The following is a 19,563-nucleotide window of genomic DNA, read 5'->3' as shown; positions in this document are numbered from 1 at the left end:
TATTAGAATCTCGATTTGATAAAATTTATATATTTAAGAATAGATTACTTTATTAAATAAAAAAGCCCAAATACTGAGATTTGGGCTTTTTAGAAAAATGATGGGTTAATCAGCCATTGTCATTAAGCTTGCGTTACCACCAGCTGCAGCTGTATTCACACTAATCGCACGTTCAATCACTAAACGCTCAAGCGGAATAGTCTCATTTGGCTCAACATGTGTAATACCAACAATTGCGCCAGAACGCGTCGCAACTTCTTGCTGTAATGAGAAGATTTCTTCGCGGTTACCATGATGTAAAACTGCATCAAAATCATCAGAACTGATATTTTTGACTGTAGTAATTGCAGCAAGCACATCTTTTGGCAAGGTTTGTTTATATTTTGCCAATAATGGACTATTTGGCATTACTGCTGCTTGGCTACCCACTGCAAAAATTGCGAGCAATTGATGTAATTGATTTTGTTCTGTATCTGCAATAGAAAGAACTCTATGACGCGGCAAAATAATATATTGGTTACTTTCCCCAGTAGGACCTTGTAACTCATAAAACTTATCGACACCAAATGGTTCAATATCTCGATTTGCTTGTGGTAAATGCTGTTTCGCCCAACTTTGTAAGCTCTGATAAACCTCACGGTTAAAGCCTTCAAAAGCAGTTTGTTCAGTCTTCATGGCAAATGGTGTTGCTAATACTTTATTTGAACAATGTTGCATTAAGCGGTACATATATAGTGGACCACCAGCTTTTGGACCTGTACCAGATAGACCTTCACCACCGAATGGTTGTACACCAACTACAGCACCGACAATATTACGGTTGATATAGAGGTTGCCAACTTCAGCATGTTGAATAACTGTTTGGATGGTTTCATCAATACGCGTATGAAGCCCCATCGTTAAACCATAACCTTTGGCATTAATACGTGAGATGAGTTGTTCAAGCTCGCCGTATTTATAGGTAATGATGTGTAAAACTGGACCAAAGACTTCACGTTGCAAATCATCAAGATTAGGTAACTCAATTGCTGTTGGTACAACAAAAGTTCCTTTATCTAATTCATTTTGGCTTGTTGCGCCGAACATCAACTGATGTATAGGGTAGCCTTTAGACTTCATTTTCTGGATGTGCTGGTCAATCGTCTGTTTCGCTTCGTCATCAATCACAGGACCAATGTCAGTTTTCAAAATCGAAGGGTTACCTACGATCAACTGTTGCATTGCACCTTTAAGCATTTTAATAACGCTTGCAGCACTGTCTTCTTGCACACACAAAATACGTAAAGCAGAGCAGCGTTGACCCGCGCTATCAAAAGCAGAACTTACAACATCAAGTACAACTTGTTCAGTTAATGCTGATGAATCCACAATCATTGCGTTTTGACCGCCAGTCTCTGCAATGAGGGGAATAGATTGACCATTTTCAGATAAACGTTTTGCAACGGTTTTCTGTAAAATTTTCGCAACTTCAGTCGAGCCAGTAAACATTATGCCATCGATACGATTATCTTGGCTAAGCTGAGCACCAACTGTTTCACCGCGGCCAGGAAGTAGCTGTACAGCACCATGTGGAATACCGGCTTCCCATAAAATCTGAACTGCCTGAGCTGCAATTAAAGGTGTTTGTTCAGCAGGTTTAGCAATAACACAGTTACCGCTGCCTAGTGCTGCTGCAATTTGACCTGAGAAAATGGCAAGAGGGAAGTTCCATGGGCTAATACAAAGTACAGTACCTAAAGGCTGAATTGTTGTATTTGCAGGAAGATTCTCAACTTGAGTCGCATAGTAACGTAAGAAATCTACAGCTTCGCGAACTTCTGCAATCGCATTTGCATAAGTCTTACCACTTTCACGGCTTAGAAGAACCATAAGTTCTTGCATACGGCCTTCCATGAGGTCTGCTGCACGTTTTAAGTATTGAGCGCGCTGATCTTTAGGCGTATTTGACCATTCAGATTGAGCTTGCTCAGCTGCATTAAGCGCAATTTCTACATGCTTAAGATCAGCTTCTTGTACATGCCCAACAATTTCATCATTTTGTGCTGGGTTTGTAATTGCAATGGAATGGCCTTGCTCTAACGAATCGTTATTTGCCAATAATGGATGGCTTTGCCAAATACGATTACGTAGTTGTTGAGCTGTATTATCTAGAGCTTCAAGTGGAGCATCGTTTGCTAAATCATATCCTTTAGAGTTTTTACGGAGTGATCCATACATGTCTAAAGGTAACGGAATTGATGGGTGTTTTAAACCAACCAAGCCTTCGAGTTTAGCTGCTTTGCGAATATCGTAAATTGGAGACTGAATGAGATCTTCAACTTTAAGTGTTTTGTCGGCAATACGGTTAACGAATGAAGTATTCGCGCCATTTTCAAGTAAACGACGAACCAAATAAGCCAACAAAGTTTCATGGTTACCAACGGGAGCATAAATACGGCATGGCACACCTAATTTATTTTGCTCACGCGGACCAACAACTTGTTCATAAAGTGGTTCACCCATACCGTGTAAACATTGGAACTCATATTGACCAGCATAATATTTGCTTGGATCAGCTAAATGATAGATCGTTGCCAATGTTTGAGCATTATGAGTTGCAAATTGCGGATAGATAAACTCTGGCGCAGCAAGTAATTTTTTAGCACAAGCGATATAAGATAAATCTGTATGTACTTTACGGGTAAAGACAGGGTAGTCGTCCATACCTTCGATTTGAGCTTTCTTAATTTCGCTATCCCAATACGCACCTTTCACAAGGCGGATCATGAGGCGTTTCTGACTACGTTTCGCAAGATCAATAATATAATCAACCACGAAGAAACAGCGTTTTTGGTACGCCTGAATAACGAAGCCAATACCTTTCCAATCCGCAAGTTCTGGTTCGAAGCAAAGACGCTCAAGTAACTCAAGGGAAATTTCTAAACGCTCTGACTCTTCAGCATCGATATTTAAACCAATGTTGTAGTGTTTAGCTAAACGAGCGAGTTCAAATACTTTGCCGTAAAGTTCTTGATGAACACGTTCAATTTGCGCACGTTGATAGCGAGGGTGTAAAGCAGAAAGCTTGATTGAAATACCCGGGCCATCATAAACACCTTTACCGTTAGACGCTTTGCCAATTGCATGAATGGCTTGGTTATAATCGTTAAAGTAACGTTCAGCATCATGCTCAGTTAAGGCTGCTTCACCTAGCATGTCGTAAGAATAGCGGAAACCTTTGTCTTCCAGCGCTTTTGCGTGGTCAACAGCTTCTTCAATGGTTTCACCAGTCACAAACTGTTCGCCCATCATGCGCATTGCAACATCAACTGCTTTACGAATAATGCCACGGCCACTACGTGCCAACAAACCAGTAAGTACGCTTGAAAGGCTGGTTTGCTTTGGTGTTTCCATCAGCTTACCAGTTAACATGAGGCCCCATGCAGCAGCATTTACAAACATTAATGTGCTTTGGCCAACGTGTTCTTTCCAGTTGCCTTGATTGATTTTATCTCGAATTAACAAGTCACGTGTTGCTGTGTCAGGAATACGAAGCAAAGCTTCAGCAAGACACATGAGCGCCACACCTTCTTGTGAAGAAAGAGAGAATTCTTGTAATAACCCTTGAACAATACCTGCTTTACCCGAAGAAGTTTTACGTTCACGTAAATTATGGGCAAGATTAAAAGCAAGGTCATAAATTTTATGATCTAAATCATCAGATACCGCGGCAGCTTGTAATAGCTCTTCTACAACTTCTGGCTCTGCACGTCGCCAAGCTGTGTTAATGCGTTGTTCAAACTCACTTTTATCGTTGAATTCGGTGATATAGCCTTGGTGAGATTTATCCATTTGATGAAAAGTATCCATTGTATTCATATCTGTTTCCGACAACCGACTCTCGTACAAAGTTCTTGAGTAGAGAGGTTTAGATAATTTATCATTACAGAAGAAACACCGAATAACTCACTATATTTGTCCCATTTTTTAGAGGAAAATTCAGATGAATGGCCCATTATTAAGCCTTGATCGCACTGATTTAAAAATTTTAGATATTCTTCAAACAGATGGGCGTATTTCTAACAGTAAATTGGCCGAACTTGTGAATTTATCTCCCACTGCTGTGATGGCTCGAGTTCAAAAGCTGACAAAAGATGAATTTATCTTGGGATACGAGGCTAAGCTAAACCCTGTTAATTTAAACGCCAATTTTCTGGTGTTTGTTGAGGTGTTATTGGATAAAACGACACCTAATGTTTTAGATGAGTTTATTGATGCTGTAGTGCACTATCCAGAGATTGTGGAATGCCACATGGTAAGTGGAGGTTTCGACTTTTTAATTAAATTACGAAGTGGCAGTATGGAAGAATTTAGACGAATTGCGGGGCAGGTGTTGTGGCAGTTGCCTGGGGTAAAAGAAACTCGAAGTTACCCAGTGATGCAAGTAGTGAAAGATACTTCAAAAATTAAAATCAAAACCAAAAATAAATAAAAGGGGCCGAAGCCCCTTTATTTATTTCAATGATTTATACGCTTTCTTTGTAGAGTTTATCAGCTTGTTCAAAGCGTCCAGTTACTGTCGTATTTGGCGCTTTAGTTAAGAGACTCACTACAATGATGCTGATAAATGCAAGGATAAAGCCTGGAATGATTTCGTAAACACCTGTGCCTGCGAAAAGATTTTTCCAGCCAATAACCACAACTGCACCAACGATCATACCTGCTAAAGCACCTTGTAAATTCATACGTTTCCAGAACAATGACAAGATGATAAGCGGACCAAACGCTGCACCGAAGCCAGCCCAAGCATAAGCAACAAGACCAAGAACCTTACTATCAGGGTTCCCTGCAAGCACAATGGCAAGAACAGCAATGACAAGAACCATTACACGGCCAACCCATACAAGTTCTTTTTGAGATGCATTTTTACGAAAGAAACCTTTGTATAAATCCTCAGTTAAAGCACTTGAACATACTAAAAGTTGACAGCTTAACGTGCTCATCACAGCAGCTAAAATTGCCGCCAAAATGATGCCCACAATCCATGGATTGAATAAAATTTTAGTCAATTCCATAAATACCGTTTCAGGGTTTTTGCTTACAACAGCTGCTAATTCAGGATGTAGCTCAAAATAAGCAATACCGAAGAAACCAGCACCTACAGCACCCATCAAGCATAAAATCATCCAAGTCATACCAATACGACGAGCAGCAGGAATAGATTTTACTGAATCGGCTGCCATGAATCGTACAAGGATGTGCGGTTGACCAAAGTAACCAAGTCCCCATGCCATGGAAGATAAAACGGCTACCACACCAAAATCTGAGATGAGATTAAATGCATGCGGGCGTGCAGTTTCAATGAGGGTAACAAAATGAGTTGTGTCCCCGATCGCAAGGTAAGTCACGATTGGTGTCAAAATCAGGGCAAAAATCATCAATCCAGCTTGGAATGTATCAGTCCAGCTAATTGCTAAGAATCCACCGATACAAACATAACTGATGGTTGCAATAGCACTGAGCCAAATAGCTGTGTTGTAAGACATGCCGAATAAATTTTCAAATAAACGGGCGCCCGCTACCATGCCTGAAGCACAGTAAATAGCGAAGAAAACCAAGATGATAACAGCAGAGAAAATACGAAGTACTTTTTTCTGGTCATCAAAACGGCTTGTAAAATAATCTGGCAAAGTTAATGCATTATTTTGGATTTCAGTATGAACGCGTAATCGACCAGCAACCAGTAGCCAGTTAAGCCAAGCACCGATAATAAGACCAATTGCAATCCACGCTTCAGATAGACCAGAAAGATAAATTGCTCCTGGTAAGCCCATGAGTAGCCAGCCACTCATGTCTGATGCGCCTGCGGATAACGCAGTAACGAAACTGCCTAAACTACGACCACCAAGAATATAATCTGAGAAGTCGCTTGTAGCACGGTAGGCAAACAAGCCAATAAGTACCATTGCTAAGATGTACACCATAAACATGATGAGGGTGGGATCAAAATAACTCATGATGGATGTGTGTCCTTATATCCATAATCCGTGATTGTAACCTAATCCAGGTCGCTGTTTTCTTGTACGGCTTTCAAGAGGTTGAGATTCAACCACAAAAGATTTTTTTCTCTCTGTTATTTTTATATTGTACTTTTGTATCTTTGTGTAACTTGAAATAATTAGATTTTTTAAGTGAAAAATTATAATATTAATCATTAACTTATAATTTTTTAATATTTTATTTTTTTAAATTATCTTGAGAATAATCAGTTTTTCAAAAAAATAACTCTGTATTTAGTTATAAAAAGGGATGAGGACAAAATCTTATTGCACAAAATTAGAACAATGTTAGAAAAATTTGTCCAAAAAATAAGAATTTTCATTCAAATTAAATTTATTTGGTCCTTAAAAATAGCTATTAATGGATTAAATTCTCAAAAAGTTGATGCATTCCTTGAGTCGCTGACATCTTTAATAATTCGTATTGTTGGGGAACACGTCCATAGTCTGCTTTCGGATCTATATAATAAGCCTTACATTGATCTGAAATTTCGTGTACTAAACCTGCAACTGGATATACGCTTAATGTGGACCCAATTACTATAAAAACATCTGCACTTTGCACTAATCTAATTGCTTCTTCATAAGCAGGTACAGCTTCGCCAAACCAAACTACATGTGGGCGAAGGGGGTAGCCATCTGGGCAAAGGTCATTTTCTAAGTCTAATTTCCAACCGTTAATGTCATAAAACCGAGTTGTAAATTGTGCATTTGGACCAGAACTTTTTGCTAACCGAATGTTGCCATGCAAATGTAAAACGTTGGAATTTCCCGCACGTTCATGCAAATCATCAATATTTTGAGTAATAACGTGTACATCAAAATAATCTTGTAACTTAGCAATATATTGATGAGCTTCGTTTGGTTTGGCTTCTAAAATGTTTTTACGTCGTTTATTGTAAAAGCGTTGAACTAAAGCAGGGCTCTTTTGCCATGCTTCAGGTGTGGCAACTTGTTGGATATCGTAATTTTCCCATAGACCATTACTATCACGAAAAGTGCTAATTCCACTTTCGGCACTCATTCCTGCGCCAGAGAATACAACAAGGTTTATCATCAAGGTCACCGAATCAGAGAACTGACTTTAAATTAACTACCAATACAAAGAAAAAAACCAGTCTAAATCTAAACTGGTTTTTATTAAATATGGAAAGCTGTCGCTATCTTTTATAAGCCAGCTTCATATTCTGAATTTGATAAAAGTTTTTCAACATCGGCAATATTGTCTGGTTTGATTTTATAAATCCAGCCTTTACCATATGGATCGTCATTTACAAAATCAGGATCGTCTTCAAGGTCCGTATTTACTTCAACTACAGTACCTGAAACAGGAGCATGAATGTCTGAAGCAGTTTTCACTGATTCAACCACACCAGCTTGTTCGCCAGCAGTAACTTGGCTTCCAACTTCCGGAGTTTCGACGTACACCAAATCGCCAAGTTCATCTTGTGCATGGTCAGTAATCCCTGTAATAACAAGATCACCTTCAATTTTTACCCACTCATGTGTACGTGCATACTTCAGTTCCGAAGGATGATTCATAGTAACTCCTTAAGCTTGTGTCCAATAGTTTTAAACATTATAAGTATGGGTCTTTACGCCAGTTGCTTGGGCTACGGCCGCTCCAGCGTTTAAAAGCTCGGCTAAAATTTGCAACGTCCGAATAACCAAGTTCATCTGCAATTTGTTCAAGACTATAATCTGTACGGGAAAGTAGAGATGTTGCATGTCGATAACGCACTTCATCAACCAAAGTCGAAAAGGAAGTTCCTTCTGCAGCTAATTGACGCTTGAGTGTCCGATCTGACATGTGTAGATATTCTGCTACATTTTCTATGCTTAAGTAATGTTGTTCAGAATTACTTAAAATATCACGAACTCGCATTGCTAAACGACGGCGCTCACCCAAAGCAGAAAGTTCAGATTCACATTGATTAATGGCAACTTGACTGGCGATTGGATCTGAATTAATTAATTTAAGCCCTAAATACTTTTTATCAAAACTTGAAATTAAATGTGGTTGGTTAAAGCGAATTGTGCTGCTTAGCTTATTTTTGTATTTGTCAAAACCTTCCGGTTCTGGGAAATCTAAATCTACATCACCAGCTAAATCTTCAATACCAGTCATCGCTTTCGCCATGCTCATGATACCGATCGTTAAACCTAAAACGATTTCTGTGCGTAAAGGCTCTAGTTCAATATCACACTGTAATTGTAAGGTCGCCTTGGGTCCGAAAGTAGAGAAATATAATTGTAAAAAGGGCAAACGTAGCTGAATAAAGCGAGCTGCAAGAGCAATTGCTTCAGTAATATCTTTGGCTGTCATAATTGCATAGCCAATGAAGCCATGAATTGAAATACGCATTTGAGTACCCAAATGGTAACCCAACGTAGTTTCACCGGTTAAATTAAGCGCGTGTTTAACCAGTTCATTTGCTACTGGTGTAGAAATACGATAGTCAGGGTCAGCCAGTTGCTCACTGGTAAGATGAAATGGAGCAAATAATGTTTCATCGTTGTATCCCCAACGCGAAACAACATCTAATAGCAATAAGCCATAGACACCCGGAATACCCTGATCTTGACGAGCTGAGGTAATTTTCATATGCGTTCCATTGCTCTCATCAATTTTTCACATGCATTTCTTACACATCTTGTCATGAAATATAATCTGAGTTTATAAAAACTGTTAGACAATCATATCAACCATTTTTAAACATTTTTTTTAAAGACAACAATTTTTGTTGTTGAAATAAGTAAAACATCCCCGTGTTGATTTAAGGCCTGCGTAACGTAACTAACAATACCACGATCTAATTTTGTTTTGGATGGTGTGATAGCTGAAATTTCAGCTTCAACATGAATTCTGTCACCAGGTCGAGTAGGGCGTGGCCAACGTAGACTAGATTCTGAACCGATTAAACCCCCATGGATCGGCATGCACTCTGTCCATAAACGCATCGTGATGGCAGAAGTATGCCAACCGCTGGCAGCAATCCCCTGAAAAATAGGATCATGCTTAGCTTGCTCTTCATCTGTGTGAAATGTTTGAGGGTCATAGGAGTTTGCAAATTTTTTGATTTCATCTAAGGTGATTTCATATTCACGGCTAATGAAACGATCACCAATTTTCAAATCTTCTAAATAAAGCATTAATCTTGACCCTGTAAAACTTTTTGTTCAAACAAGAAGCCGCCTGTTTGACGTTTCCATAGTTGTGCATATATTCCATTTTGAGCAATTAGCTCTTCATGTGTTCCTTGCTCAGCAATTCGACCTTCATCAAGAACAATTAAACGGTCCATTTGTGCAATAGTAGATAATCGGTGTGCAATTGCAATAACCGTTTTATCAACCATAAGGTCATTTAAACTGGATTGGATCGCTGCTTCAACTTCTGAATCTAATGCACTAGTCGCTTCATCTAAAATGAGAATAGGAGCATCTTTTAAAAATACGCGTGCGATAGCAATACGTTGTCTTTGACCGCCAGACAGTTTTACACCACGTTCACCTACTTGAGCGTGATATCCATTACGACCTTTTAAATCAACCAATTGAGGTATAAATTCGGCAGCTTTTGCTTTATTTACAGCATTTTCCATGTCGGCATCAGATGCATCTGGACGGCCATATTTAATATTTTCGGCAACTGAACGATGTAATAAAGACGTATCTTGTGTCACTAAGGCAATATTTGCTCTTAGACTATCTTGAGTCACATCTTCAATATTTTGCCCATCAATTAAAATTGCACCGTCTTTAAGATGATAAAAATGTAAAAGCAGTTGAATAAGCGTTGATTTACCTGCCCCAGAGCGCCCAACAATACCGATCTTTTCCCCTGCTTTAATATGTAAGTTGAAGTGATCAATCACATTTTTATTGTTATAAGCAAAGCTTACATCTTTAAATACAATCTCGCCTTGGGGAACTTTAAGTGTTTTTGCCTCTGGTTTGTCTTGAATATTGATTTTTTTACCTAATGTTTGCATACCATCTTGAATGGTTCCAACATTTTCAAATAACGCGGACATGTGCCACATCATAAATTCAGCCATACTATTAAGCTTTAAAATCATGGCAGTAGTTGCTGCAATTACACCTAATGCTGCTAGACCTTGAGTCCATAGCCAAACTGAAGTACCAATAACGCCAATAAATAAAACGGCTGATAGCATGTTGATACTTATTTCAAAAAGAGTGCCTAAACGCATCTGAGCATAGACTGTTGTCATAAACTCTTTCATTGATGCTTTTGCATATTGGCTCTCACGTCCCGCATGAGCAAACAACTTAACAGTTTGAATATTGGTATAAGCATCGGTAATACGGCCAGTCATAACTGATCTAGCATCGGCTTGCTGCTGCGAAACTTTACTTAAACGGGGAATAAAGAACCATGCACTTAATAGAAATAAAGTTAACCAAACTAAAAGTGGTATTAATAAAATGGGTGAAATAGCCCCAAGAACAATACTAACGGTAATAAAGTAAATAGCGACATAAGCCAACATGTCGCCCAAAATAATCCAGAATTCACGGATTGCTAGGGCCGTTTGCATCACTTTTGCAGAAAGTCTTCCAGCAAAGTCGTTATGGAAAAAATCTAAGCTTTGTTTCAATAAAAGATTATGAAAACGCCAGCGCAAACGCATGGGAAAAGTACTATATAAAATCTGGTGTTTAACAATAGATTGAATATTTACGAAAAAGATATTAGCAAATAAAACACCAATTAAAAGCAGTAGATCAGTTGCATGTTGGCTGAAAAAACTTTCAGGATGACTTTTACTTAACCAATCTACGAGTTGTCCAATCTTTGAAAAAAGTAAGGCTTCAAAGCTCGCAGCACCTGCTGTAAAAAGAATAAGTAAGAATAAGTAAGGGCGTAAGCCTTCCGTCGCTTGCCAAACAAATGGAAAAAAACGAGTTGGTAAAGGTTCATCCAAACCTTTTGTTGGGTAGGGATCTACAAGTTTTTCAAACCACTTCAGCATGAATTACTACCTTTAAGACAAAAGCCACTTAATTGAGTCTTTGCAATTAAATTTACAAAAAAGTCAGTTAGATCAATATCACTTAGGTTTTCGATCTTTTGAGTATGTGTAAATACACATGAACTGATTACGTTGTACGTCATTCATTAGTACATGACGTAAAATTTGGATACCTGAAGAAATCTTCAAGAATGTCGCGAGGACTTAAAAAATTATGATTTATTATATCGGGATTAATAGATAAAGTGGTGAAGGAATTTATTCTTTAAGTATTTTTTCTGAGTATTTTGAACATTTGTTAAATTAATACTTTTAAAGCAATTCGAAAAAGGCCTTTAGATTTACATCATAAAGGCCCTTGTATGTATTACCACATTAAATCATCAGGAATAACATACGCTGCATAAGGATCTTCTTCATTTGTGGTCTGTTCATTGGACTCAGCATTGTTCAATAGAATAAAACCTTTCATTTTTTGATCAATTTTTTCAGCTAATGGTTTAGGTAAGTATGCATATTGATTTTGATCTTTAGCAATGAGTAAACTGCCTGAAACAAGTGCATTATATATTTGCTGAGAAATATATACCTTCTTGATCTTACCCTCATCAATAAATTGATAAACACTATCACCATCAGTATTTGAAATTTTATGATGTTTAATCATTTGAATGATAGATGCTTTGAGGGCTTTCTCCTCAAGTTGTTGCTGTTTTTCTAAGTTTAAAGCCTGATCTTTAGCTAACTTTTCTTGTTGAGCTTTTTCAATATTCGCTTTAATTTCAGGCTCATCGCTTTGCCCGATACGTTGTTCGTGGTGAGCTTGTTTTGTTAGTTTTTTTGCTTTTTTATTATCCACTAACCCAGCTTTTAGTAGCTGTGCTTGTAAGGCATTTTTAACCATGACTTAATCCTTATGTGAAGTTGAAGGGCTGTAGAAGTAAACTACCCAGTAAGAAATACTTAAGACTAAGCTTAAAGTTGCTGGCAATAAAAATGCTTGTAACTTTAAATACGGATGTACCAACGCGGCGAGAATTCCCCCAAGCAGAAAACCCGTAAAAATAAGTAAGTGTAAAACAATACGTCGGTTTTCTACTGGTAAGCCTCTGGCTTTATATCCAAGGGCTAAACCAATATCTGTTAAAACACCAGATAGATGGGTAGTTCGAATAATGGTGCCTTTATAATGGCTCACCATTGCATTTTGTAGGCCCATCGCTGTACAAGCCCATAATAATCCATAGCGTGGAAAATAAGGAAGTAATAGCCAGCAAAGAAAAATGAATAAGGCAACAAGACTTAAGGGTAGGCCATAGCGACGACCTAATCGGAAGTGGCTGCTACCTAAAATAAAACCACTATAAAATGAACCGCAAACATAACAAATAATCACCAGAAGCAAGAAAATGATATGTTCTGGTTGCCACTCTACCAAACTCATAGCTAGCATACTAACGTTGCCAGTCATATGTGAAATAGATTGATGTAAAAGAGTAATTAACCCTAATACATTAATCATTCCGGCATTGAATGCCAGTAAAAAGGCTCCGAGTTGGAACCAGTTTGGTAGACGTTGAAATGGCATTTTTTTAAGAAGCTTGTTTAGAACGAATATCTACAGCTGCGGTAAATAAAACATCCGTAGAAGAGTTAAGCGCTGTTTCTGTAGAGTCTTGCAATACACTAATGATCATACCAATAGCTACCACTTGCATAGCAATTTCAGTTGAAATACCAAATAAACTACATGCTACTGGAATCAAAAGTAAAGAACCCCCAGCTACACCAGAAGCACCACATGCTGAAACTGTAGCAACAACTGATAAAATAAGCATTGTTGCAAAATCAACATGAATTCCAAGCGTATGTACAGTTGCTAATGTGAGCACAGTAATTGTTACTGCTGCACCAGCCATATTGATTGTCGCACCTAATGGGATAGACACACTTGCTGTAGATGGATTAACACCTAAGCGTTCTGCCAAATCTAGGTTAACTGGAATGTTGGCTGCTGAACTTCGTGTGAAGAAAGCCGTAATCCCACTTTCTTTAAGACATTTAAACACGAGAGGATATGGATTCCCACGTATAGTAAGTGCAACTAGAATTGGATTAATAACTAAAGCAACAAAGAACATCGTACCTAACAGTACTATTAATAATTGTGCATAACTTTCAAGGGTTGCGAGGCCAGCATCAGCAAAAGTTACTGCAACCAAACCGAAAATACCGACAGGTGCAAAAGCAATTACTTTATGAATAATAGCGCTGACAGCATGCGCAACATCTTGCATTACTTCTTTTGTGGTGTCAGAGCTATGGCGCATAGCTAAACCTAAGCCAATTGCCCAAGCTAAAATACCGATAAAGTTTGCTTCACTAATTGCTTGAACAGGGTTGGCAATAAAGCTTAAAAGCAGATTTTTTAAAATATCCGCTAAACTTCCTGGTGCTTGCAAATCATTGTGCGAAACAGTGTTAAGGAACAATGTACTAGGAAAAGAAAGACTAACAATCACAGCTGTGAAAGCAGCAAGCAACATACCGATTACGTATAAAATTATGATTGGACGTAAATTTGCGCTATGACCTACTTGAAAGTTGGCGATAGAAGAAAGTACCAATACAAAAACTAAAATAGGGGCAACCGATTTTAAAGCTTTAATGAAAAGCTCACCAAATAAACTTAAATAAGGCGTAACGTTTGGAAATAGTAATGCAACACCAATACCTAAAATAATGGCGATAATAATCTTAGTGACTAAGCTTAATCGAGAAAAGAATGCAAGCATATAAAGGCCTTATTAACCTATTCGTGGCTAAAGGTTGAACAAGCGGAGTATTTTATACTTAAGTTAAGTGAATCTTAAGCTTTTTTATACCAACTAGATTTTTTTATAATGATTGGTAATATTAAGTTTTTGTTTTAAATTGATTTATTATTTGAGTTTTACCTTTTTTACTTGTGGTGTTGCTTGTTAATTGTTCGTCAGAAAAAGAGTTATATCAAATAACTATCAAATTACAGAGAAATGAATTAATGGAATGATAAACGGGGTAAATGAGACTTTGGAAAAACTACGCGAATTTTCAAAACTTTGTGCTTGGACTAAACTCTAAGCTTTCAAGCTGAAAAATCGCATATTTCAGGAAATTACTAATATTATTATAAAATTATAATTTAAAGATATTATTTACTTTCACAGTACAGTTGGTGAAGCGTATTTAAAATTGAATGCATATTGTCATCCTTAATAGAGTAAAAAATTTGCTTACCGTCACGACGAGTTGATACAACATCACTTTTACGTAACATCATAAGCTGTTGTGAAAGAGTGGGCTGTGTAATTTGGGTCTTCTCTTCAATTTGTGAGACATTTAGCTCTTCATAAGCTAAGTGACATAAAATTAATAAACGATCTGTATTCGCCAAAGATTTGAGAATTCCGACGACTGAATCAGCCGCATTTTTCATTTCTTCAATTTGGAGTCCATCTTTCATACTTTATACCTATATCAATATAGCGGGCATAGTATAGATTGATCTTGCGGAAATGAATGTAGCAAAACTAATCAATCCAATTGTTTTTGTTGAAAAGCAATATAAGGGGAACTGATAAATAAGTAGTATTTTTAATTAAAAACAGTTGTTTGTATTTCTTTTGTGTTTGAAGTGTTGCATTGTGTTATAAGTTTAATTGTTAAGTATAAGTGAATTGAAGTTAATGTGAAATATGTCCTATTTCACTCCGATAAATAGTTAAATCTAATTTATCTTTAAATGAAACATAAAAAATGATTGAGTTTTTATTTTTTAAATATATAATCTGTTTTGTACAGACAGGTCTGTATATTTTGGTTCGGTAGGGTCGAAAAAAACATCTAATTTTGAACCAAAATGACTTTCAGACGCAGCGTGATAGAGAAGAAGAATATTAATATAAGAAGAAGAATGTCGCGCTTTATTTTTAAGCAGCTCTTTCAAAGTCGATTAACTTTTCAACTCGATTCCAATAATCATAAATTTTTATTGAACCATGTTCGACCTGAGCTTGTATGGTCATACCTTCCAATATATTAACGAGTAATAAAGATAAAGGAACTGGTTCTTTTACATCATATTGGTTAAGAAGATTTTGCATCAGTTGAGTCAACCAAGCTTTATACAAAGTGGCAGGTTGATGTGTTGATGGATATTGTTTCAACACCTCTTCTAAAGCTTTTTGAAACATACAGCCATTAAAATCTTCACTATTAAACCAGTTGGAATACCATAAAAATACTGCTTTAATTCTCGCAAGAGGGTCTAACTCATCATGTTCTGATAAGGCAGCAGTAAGAGAGTTTTGTAAAAGCGTATTCCGTAGAAGTAGGCATTCTTCAATTAACTTTTCTTTCGATGGGAAATGCTTATAAAAAGTCATTTTTGCAACGCCAGATTCATTAATGATGCGATCTACCCCTATAGAATTATAGCTATACGAGTTAAAAAGTCTTAATGCGGTGTTAATAATGTCATCTTTTTTCGACATATTTTTTAGCCTCTCACAAATGAATTGCTATTCGCTTGAACTGTGATCTGTATTAATGAGAATCTGGATCTTTAATTTTACAAGGTATTGTTTGTTATTGATAGAAAAAAGATATTATTTTTTTAAACGCTATCGTTTAAATTTTAAGGAAAAAGTAAGTAAGAGGTATCTCATTATTTTTAATAATTAGTCTTTTTATTTTTAATTCTCATTTCAAAATTTCTTCAGCTTAATAACCTTAGATACGTGTTATTTAAAGATTTTTAGATAAATTTAATGAATATTAGTCGTATATCTTTTGAGTTCGGTTGTTAATTTTAAAAGTAGATTTTTCCACTTTCATGAAAAAATCTACTTTTATTAAGGCATTTACTCAGCAGGAGGCAAAAGCATAAGAATAGATTCATTTAATAAGTGAGCAACGTTCTCTAGTATTTCATCATCATTAAATTGGCTATCGAATGGCAGGCTCGCTCCATTGGCAATCGCTTTTAGTTTTTGTCCGAAAGACTCAGCTATAAATAGGGCTTCACCATTTCCCCAAAAGTTTAGGGTTGCGTTTTGCTCTGTATAAAGTAGTCGAGAGGCTGGCTCTAAAAGAACTTCATATCCTTCTTGTAAGATTTCTTTCAAGTCATCAGCTTCGATTTCATCAGCTTCTGGAATATTATCCGGATATTTGGGTTCACTCATATAAGACATGATAGCGGCATCAAGTGCTGCTGAATCTTGTAATTGAGCCAATACTAAGTCTTTTAGGTGACCTAGTTCGGTTGCGTTAATTTCACCAATTTGGCTCATTTGTTTACGCGCGATGTCTAAAACAGGGTTTTGCAATAAAGTATTAGCTGAAAATTGATCACTAATACGCTCCATCATTCCTGCAACGTTTGGCATGCGAAAGCCAAATGAGAACGTGAGGCAATCGTCTTCGGCAACGCCATAATGTGCCATTCCGGGTGGAACATATAGTAAATCACCAGGTGCTAAAACTTCATCAAATTGCACATCTATTTCTGGCAGAAGTTTTAATGGTTGATTTGCTACAAATGCCGTATTTGCATCGCACATTTGTCCTAACTGCCAGCGACGGTGTCCGTGACCCTGAACTAGAAATACATCATAAAAATCAAAATGTTTTCCTACTGAACCACCTTTAGGAGCGTAAGAGACCATAATGTCATCGCGGCGCCATTGAGGAATAAATGGAAATTTTTTCCAAAGCTCAGAAAGATCAAAAGAGTAGTGGTCTACAGCTTGTACTAAAAGCGTCCATAGTTTTGGCAACTTTTGAAAGTCACCTTTAGTTAAAGGTGAAGACTTAACATGCCATTCATTTGGATTTTTATCTTTTTGGCGAATGAGTCGAGCACTTGCATGTTCCTCTAAAGCAAGTTCTTGCACATCTTGGGGTTCTAAAAGACCGACAATTTCTGGCAACCCGTTACGTACCAGTAAAGGTTTTTTCTGCCAATATTCTGCTAAAAATTGTTCGGCAGTAATACCACCTAAAACTGTTAAGGGTTCTGTCATGGAAATAACCTATTTATAAAAATATCTAAAATTAAGGAATCTGGAGACGAAGCTGCCTTAAAATATGGCAAAGCTGAATCATTGGTAAACCCATAAGAGTCGTTTGATCTTGGCCTGTCATTTTTTCGAACAAACTAATTCCTAAACTTTCACACTTAAAGCTACCAGCACAATGGAGTGGTTGATCTAATGCAATATATCGTTCAATTTCAGCTTGAGTTAGGGTTCGGAATTTAACTTGGTAATGTTCAACAAGTGTTAGCTCAAAATTTCTCTCAAGCCATTGCACACTGAGTGCAGTACTAAAAAAGACAGTTCGACCTGAGTTTTCTGCTAATTGAACTTTAGCATTTTCAATGGTCATTGGTTTACCAATAAAGTCATTAGGGGCGTGCTCTCGCCATGCGACTTGATCGGAACCAATAATAATTGCATGTGGGTTTTGTGCAGCAATTACTTGAGCTTTGGTGAAAGCTAATCTTTGCGCAAGTTCATCTGCATGGGTTTCATTGCGAGGGCTCTCATCAATATCTGGACTCACACAGATATAGTTAATGCCTAAGCGATCCATTAAGGCTTTACGCGTTTGACTGCTTGATGCCAAAATAATTTGTGGCTGTACCATTATACTGCAAATTCCATTAAAACATCTAAAGGCACATAGCTTAATACAGCTTGGTGACATGCATGTATTTTGATGGGAGGGGCTTGACCCGCTTGATAAGCTTCTACCCAACGAGTTACGCAGATACACCAGAAATCACCGGGCTTTAGGCCGGGGAAATCTACTTCCGGTAACGGGGTAATAAGATCATTACCTATTTTTTGTGAAAAATTTAAGAAATCAGAGGTCATTTGCGCACATACGGTATGCTGACCAAGGTCTGTTACTGCTGTGTGGCAGAAACCATTTCTAAAATAGCCAGTAATAGGGTCGAAACAACAACTTGCTAAAGGTTCCCCTAAAACATTTAAACGATTGATTTGTGGATCTGGATGAATAGACATAATGGATGAAATATCAAATGACTATCTCTATCATAATCAAAACTCAGGCTTTCTACAGCTTTTATGCAAAAAAACTAACCTTTTTTGATGTAATCATTTAAAATTGGCGCGTTTTTAAAATCATAAAGAGAGCTTTACATGAATTTTCAGCGTATGACTGACCTTAACTTAACAGGTAAACGCGTCCTTATTCGTGAAGATTTAAACGTTCCTGTCAAAAATGGTGTGATTACTAGCGATGCTCGCTTACGTGCAGCGTTACCGACTATCAAAGCAGCTTTAGAAAAAGGCGCAGCAGTGATGGTATTTTCACATCTAGGTCGTCCTGTTGAAGGTGAACCAAAGCCGGAACAATCACTTGCACCAGTCGCTGCTTATTTAACAGAAGTATTGGGTCAAGACGTTAAATTGTTAACAGATTACCTTGGTGGCGTAGAAGTTGAAGCTGGTCAAGTTGTATTGCTTGAGAATGTACGCTTTAACCATGGCGAAAAGAAAAATAATCCAGAGCTTGCACAAAAATATGCTGCATTATGCGATGTATTTGTAATGGATGCTTTTGGTACTGCTCACCGTGCAGAAGCATCTACTGAAGGTGTAGCTCGTTTTGCTCCTGTAGCTGCAGCAGGTCCTTTATTGGCAGCTGAGTTAGATGCACTAGGCCGTGCAATGCAAACTCCTGAAAAACCAATGGTTGCAATTGTTGCAGGTTCTAAAGTTTCAACTAAACTTGATGTTCTAAACTCACTTTCTAGTATTTGTGATCAACTTATCGTTGGTGGTGGTATTGCAAATACATTCTTGGCTGCTGCTGGGTTTAATGTTGGTAAATCATTATATGAAGCTGACTTGGTTGAAACTGCAAAACAAATTGCTGCGAAAGTAAGTGTTCCACTTCCTACAGATGTGGTGGTTGCCGATGCTTCGCAAATTAATTTTGAAGATTTCTTGGGTTCTTTGGCAGCAGCGCAAGCAGTTGTGAAGAAAGTAGAAGATGTAACATCAAACGACATGATTTTAGATGTTGGTCCAGAAACAGCTAAAGCATTTTCAAATATTTTAACTACATCAAAAACGATTCTTTGGAATGGTCCTGTAGGCGTATTTGAAGTTGATCAGTTTGGTGAGGGTACTAAAGCACTTTCTCTTGCTGTTGCTCAATCTGCTGGTTTCTCGATTGCTGGTGGCGGAGATACTTTAGCTGCGATTGATAAATATAACGTTGCTGACCAAATTGGTTATATTTCTACAGGTGGCGGTGCATTCCTTGAGTTTGTTGAAGGAAAGACTTTGCCAGCAGTCGCTGCTTTACTTGAGCGTGCTTAACACTGTTATCTAAAAATAAGAAGGGATTGGGTAACCAGTCCCTTTTTCATGGATAGGTCATTAAACTGTCATATATCTGCAATAAAATAGCGAGCATTAAATCACCAACTGTGGACAATAGTG

General features: G+C 37.5%; 17 protein-coding genes. 2 read left to right on the top strand and 15 right to left on the bottom strand.

Annotation, left to right across the window (positions count from 1 at the left end):
• Positions 1-105: 105 nt before the first annotated feature.
• Positions 106-3,858, bottom strand: a complete 3,753-nt coding sequence (putA, locus tag F935_RS07360) for a trifunctional transcriptional regulator/proline dehydrogenase/L-glutamate gamma-semialdehyde dehydrogenase (RefSeq protein ID WP_016138335.1) — start codon at positions 3,856-3,858, stop codon at positions 106-108.
• A 124-nt stretch (positions 3,859-3,982) separates the two neighbouring features.
• Between putA and F935_RS07355 the strand changes: the two genes are divergently transcribed.
• Entirely contained in the window at positions 3,983-4,471 is a 489-nt protein-coding gene (locus F935_RS07355; protein WP_016138334.1) for an Lrp/AsnC ligand binding domain-containing protein, read from the top strand.
• 34 nt (positions 4,472-4,505) lie between these two features.
• On the opposite strand, the gene putP is transcribed toward F935_RS07355, so the two are convergent.
• The 14 genes from putP to F935_RS07285 all read right to left on the bottom strand — a co-directional run bounded on the left by putP (position 4,506) and on the right by F935_RS07285 (position 18,114).
• Positions 4,506-5,996, bottom strand: a complete 1,491-nt coding sequence (putP, locus tag F935_RS07350) for a sodium/proline symporter PutP (protein ID WP_016138333.1) — start codon at positions 5,994-5,996, stop codon at positions 4,506-4,508.
• Positions 5,997-6,396: 400 nt separating this feature from the next.
• Positions 6,397-7,104, bottom strand: a complete 708-nt coding sequence (locus F935_RS07345; protein ID WP_080645556.1) for an SIR2 family NAD-dependent protein deacylase — start codon at positions 7,102-7,104, stop codon at positions 6,397-6,399.
• A gap of 101 nt (positions 7,105-7,205) precedes the next feature.
• A complete protein-coding gene (gene gcvH / locus F935_RS07340; protein WP_016138331.1) occupies positions 7,206-7,580 on the bottom strand; it encodes a glycine cleavage system protein GcvH in 375 nt (124 codons plus the stop codon).
• A 37-nt stretch (positions 7,581-7,617) separates the two neighbouring features.
• Complete coding sequence (locus F935_RS07335; RefSeq protein ID WP_016138330.1) at positions 7,618-8,643, bottom strand: AraC family transcriptional regulator; 1,026 nt, start codon at positions 8,641-8,643, stop codon at positions 7,618-7,620.
• Positions 8,644-8,750: 107 nt separating this feature from the next.
• Positions 8,751-9,191, bottom strand: coding sequence for a MaoC family dehydratase (locus F935_RS07330; RefSeq protein WP_004792778.1), 441 nt, complete (start codon positions 9,189-9,191; stop codon positions 8,751-8,753).
• Positions 9,191-11,038 carry an ABC transporter ATP-binding protein gene (locus F935_RS07325; RefSeq protein ID WP_016138329.1) on the bottom strand — a complete coding sequence of 616 codons (1,848 nt, stop codon included), beginning with the start codon at positions 11,036-11,038 and terminating at the stop codon, positions 9,191-9,193. Before F935_RS07325 ends, F935_RS07330 begins: the two co-directional genes overlap by 1 nt.
• Before the next feature lie 367 nt (positions 11,039-11,405).
• Entirely contained in the window at positions 11,406-11,942 is a 537-nt protein-coding gene (locus tag F935_RS07320; protein WP_016138328.1) for a DUF2058 domain-containing protein, read from the bottom strand.
• Between the two features lie 3 nt (positions 11,943-11,945).
• Positions 11,946-12,626, bottom strand: a complete 681-nt coding sequence (locus F935_RS07315; protein WP_016138327.1) for a YoaK family protein — start codon at positions 12,624-12,626, stop codon at positions 11,946-11,948.
• Positions 12,627-12,630: 4 nt separating this feature from the next.
• A complete protein-coding gene (gene sstT / locus F935_RS07310) occupies positions 12,631-13,833 on the bottom strand; it encodes a serine/threonine transporter SstT (protein WP_016138326.1) in 1,203 nt (400 codons plus the stop codon).
• Positions 13,834-14,231: 398 nt separating this feature from the next.
• Entirely contained in the window at positions 14,232-14,543 is a 312-nt protein-coding gene (locus tag F935_RS07305; protein WP_016138325.1) for an ArsR/SmtB family transcription factor, read from the bottom strand.
• A 466-nt stretch (positions 14,544-15,009) separates the two neighbouring features.
• Positions 15,010-15,573, bottom strand: a complete 564-nt coding sequence (locus F935_RS07300) for a TetR/AcrR family transcriptional regulator (protein ID WP_016138324.1) — start codon at positions 15,571-15,573, stop codon at positions 15,010-15,012.
• A gap of 369 nt (positions 15,574-15,942) precedes the next feature.
• On the bottom strand, positions 15,943-17,106 hold the full coding sequence (locus tag F935_RS07295; RefSeq protein ID WP_016138323.1) for a ribosomal protein uL16 3-hydroxylase: 1,164 nt from the start codon (positions 17,104-17,106) through the stop codon (positions 15,943-15,945).
• A gap of 31 nt (positions 17,107-17,137) precedes the next feature.
• Entirely contained in the window at positions 17,138-17,731 is a 594-nt protein-coding gene (locus tag F935_RS07290; protein WP_016138322.1) for a Maf family protein, read from the bottom strand.
• Positions 17,731-18,114: a DUF2237 family protein gene (locus F935_RS07285; RefSeq protein WP_003651438.1), complete on the bottom strand. Its 384-nt coding sequence runs from the start codon at positions 18,112-18,114 to the stop codon at positions 17,731-17,733. The genes F935_RS07290 and F935_RS07285 overlap by 1 nt, the downstream gene beginning before the upstream one ends.
• A gap of 138 nt (positions 18,115-18,252) precedes the next feature.
• Between F935_RS07285 and F935_RS07280 the strand changes: the two genes are divergently transcribed.
• Positions 18,253-19,440, top strand: a complete 1,188-nt coding sequence (locus F935_RS07280; protein WP_016138321.1) for a phosphoglycerate kinase — start codon at positions 18,253-18,255, stop codon at positions 19,438-19,440.
• Positions 19,441-19,563 lie beyond the last annotated feature (123 nt).

Origin of the sequence: Acinetobacter calcoaceticus ANC 3811, assembly GCF_000399665.1 — a bacterium.
In the GTDB taxonomy this organism is placed as follows: domain Bacteria; phylum Pseudomonadota; class Gammaproteobacteria; order Pseudomonadales; family Moraxellaceae; genus Acinetobacter; species Acinetobacter calcoaceticus_B.
The sequence above is the reverse complement of the archived record's forward strand: the minus strand, read 5'-3'. Positions and strand labels throughout refer to the sequence as shown.

Bases quoted from the DNA above. Each gene is read 5' to 3' on its own strand.
- putA (WP_016138335.1), bottom strand. From the start codon at position 3,858: ATGAATACAATGGATACTTTTCATCAAATGGATAAATCTCACCAAGGC.
- F935_RS07355 (WP_016138334.1), top strand. From the start codon at position 3,983: ATGAATGGCCCATTATTAAGCCTTGATCGCACTGATTTAAAAATTTTA.
- putP (WP_016138333.1), bottom strand. From the start codon at position 5,996: ATGAGTTATTTTGATCCCACCCTCATCATGTTTATGGTGTACATCTTA.
- gcvH (WP_016138331.1), bottom strand. From the start codon at position 7,580: ATGAATCATCCTTCGGAACTGAAGTATGCACGTACACATGAGTGGGTA.
- F935_RS07335 (WP_016138330.1), bottom strand. From the start codon at position 8,643: ATGAAAATTACCTCAGCTCGTCAAGATCAGGGTATTCCGGGTGTCTAT.
- F935_RS07330 (WP_004792778.1), bottom strand. From the start codon at position 9,191: ATGCTTTATTTAGAAGATTTGAAAATTGGTGATCGTTTCATTAGCCGT.
- F935_RS07325 (WP_016138329.1), bottom strand. From the start codon at position 11,038: ATGCTGAAGTGGTTTGAAAAACTTGTAGATCCCTACCCAACAAAAGGT.
- F935_RS07320 (WP_016138328.1), bottom strand. From the start codon at position 11,942: ATGGTTAAAAATGCCTTACAAGCACAGCTACTAAAAGCTGGGTTAGTG.
- F935_RS07315 (WP_016138327.1), bottom strand. From the start codon at position 12,626: ATGCCATTTCAACGTCTACCAAACTGGTTCCAACTCGGAGCCTTTTTA.
- sstT (WP_016138326.1), bottom strand. From the start codon at position 13,833: ATGCTTGCATTCTTTTCTCGATTAAGCTTAGTCACTAAGATTATTATC.
- F935_RS07305 (WP_016138325.1), bottom strand. From the start codon at position 14,543: ATGAAAGATGGACTCCAAATTGAAGAAATGAAAAATGCGGCTGATTCA.
- F935_RS07300 (WP_016138324.1), bottom strand. From the start codon at position 15,573: ATGTCGAAAAAAGATGACATTATTAACACCGCATTAAGACTTTTTAAC.
- F935_RS07295 (WP_016138323.1), bottom strand. From the start codon at position 17,106: ATGACAGAACCCTTAACAGTTTTAGGTGGTATTACTGCCGAACAATTT.
- F935_RS07290 (WP_016138322.1), bottom strand. From the start codon at position 17,731: ATGGTACAGCCACAAATTATTTTGGCATCAAGCAGTCAAACGCGTAAA.
- F935_RS07285 (WP_003651438.1), bottom strand. From the start codon at position 18,114: ATGTCTATTCATCCAGATCCACAAATCAATCGTTTAAATGTTTTAGGG.
- F935_RS07280 (WP_016138321.1), top strand. From the start codon at position 18,253: ATGAATTTTCAGCGTATGACTGACCTTAACTTAACAGGTAAACGCGTC.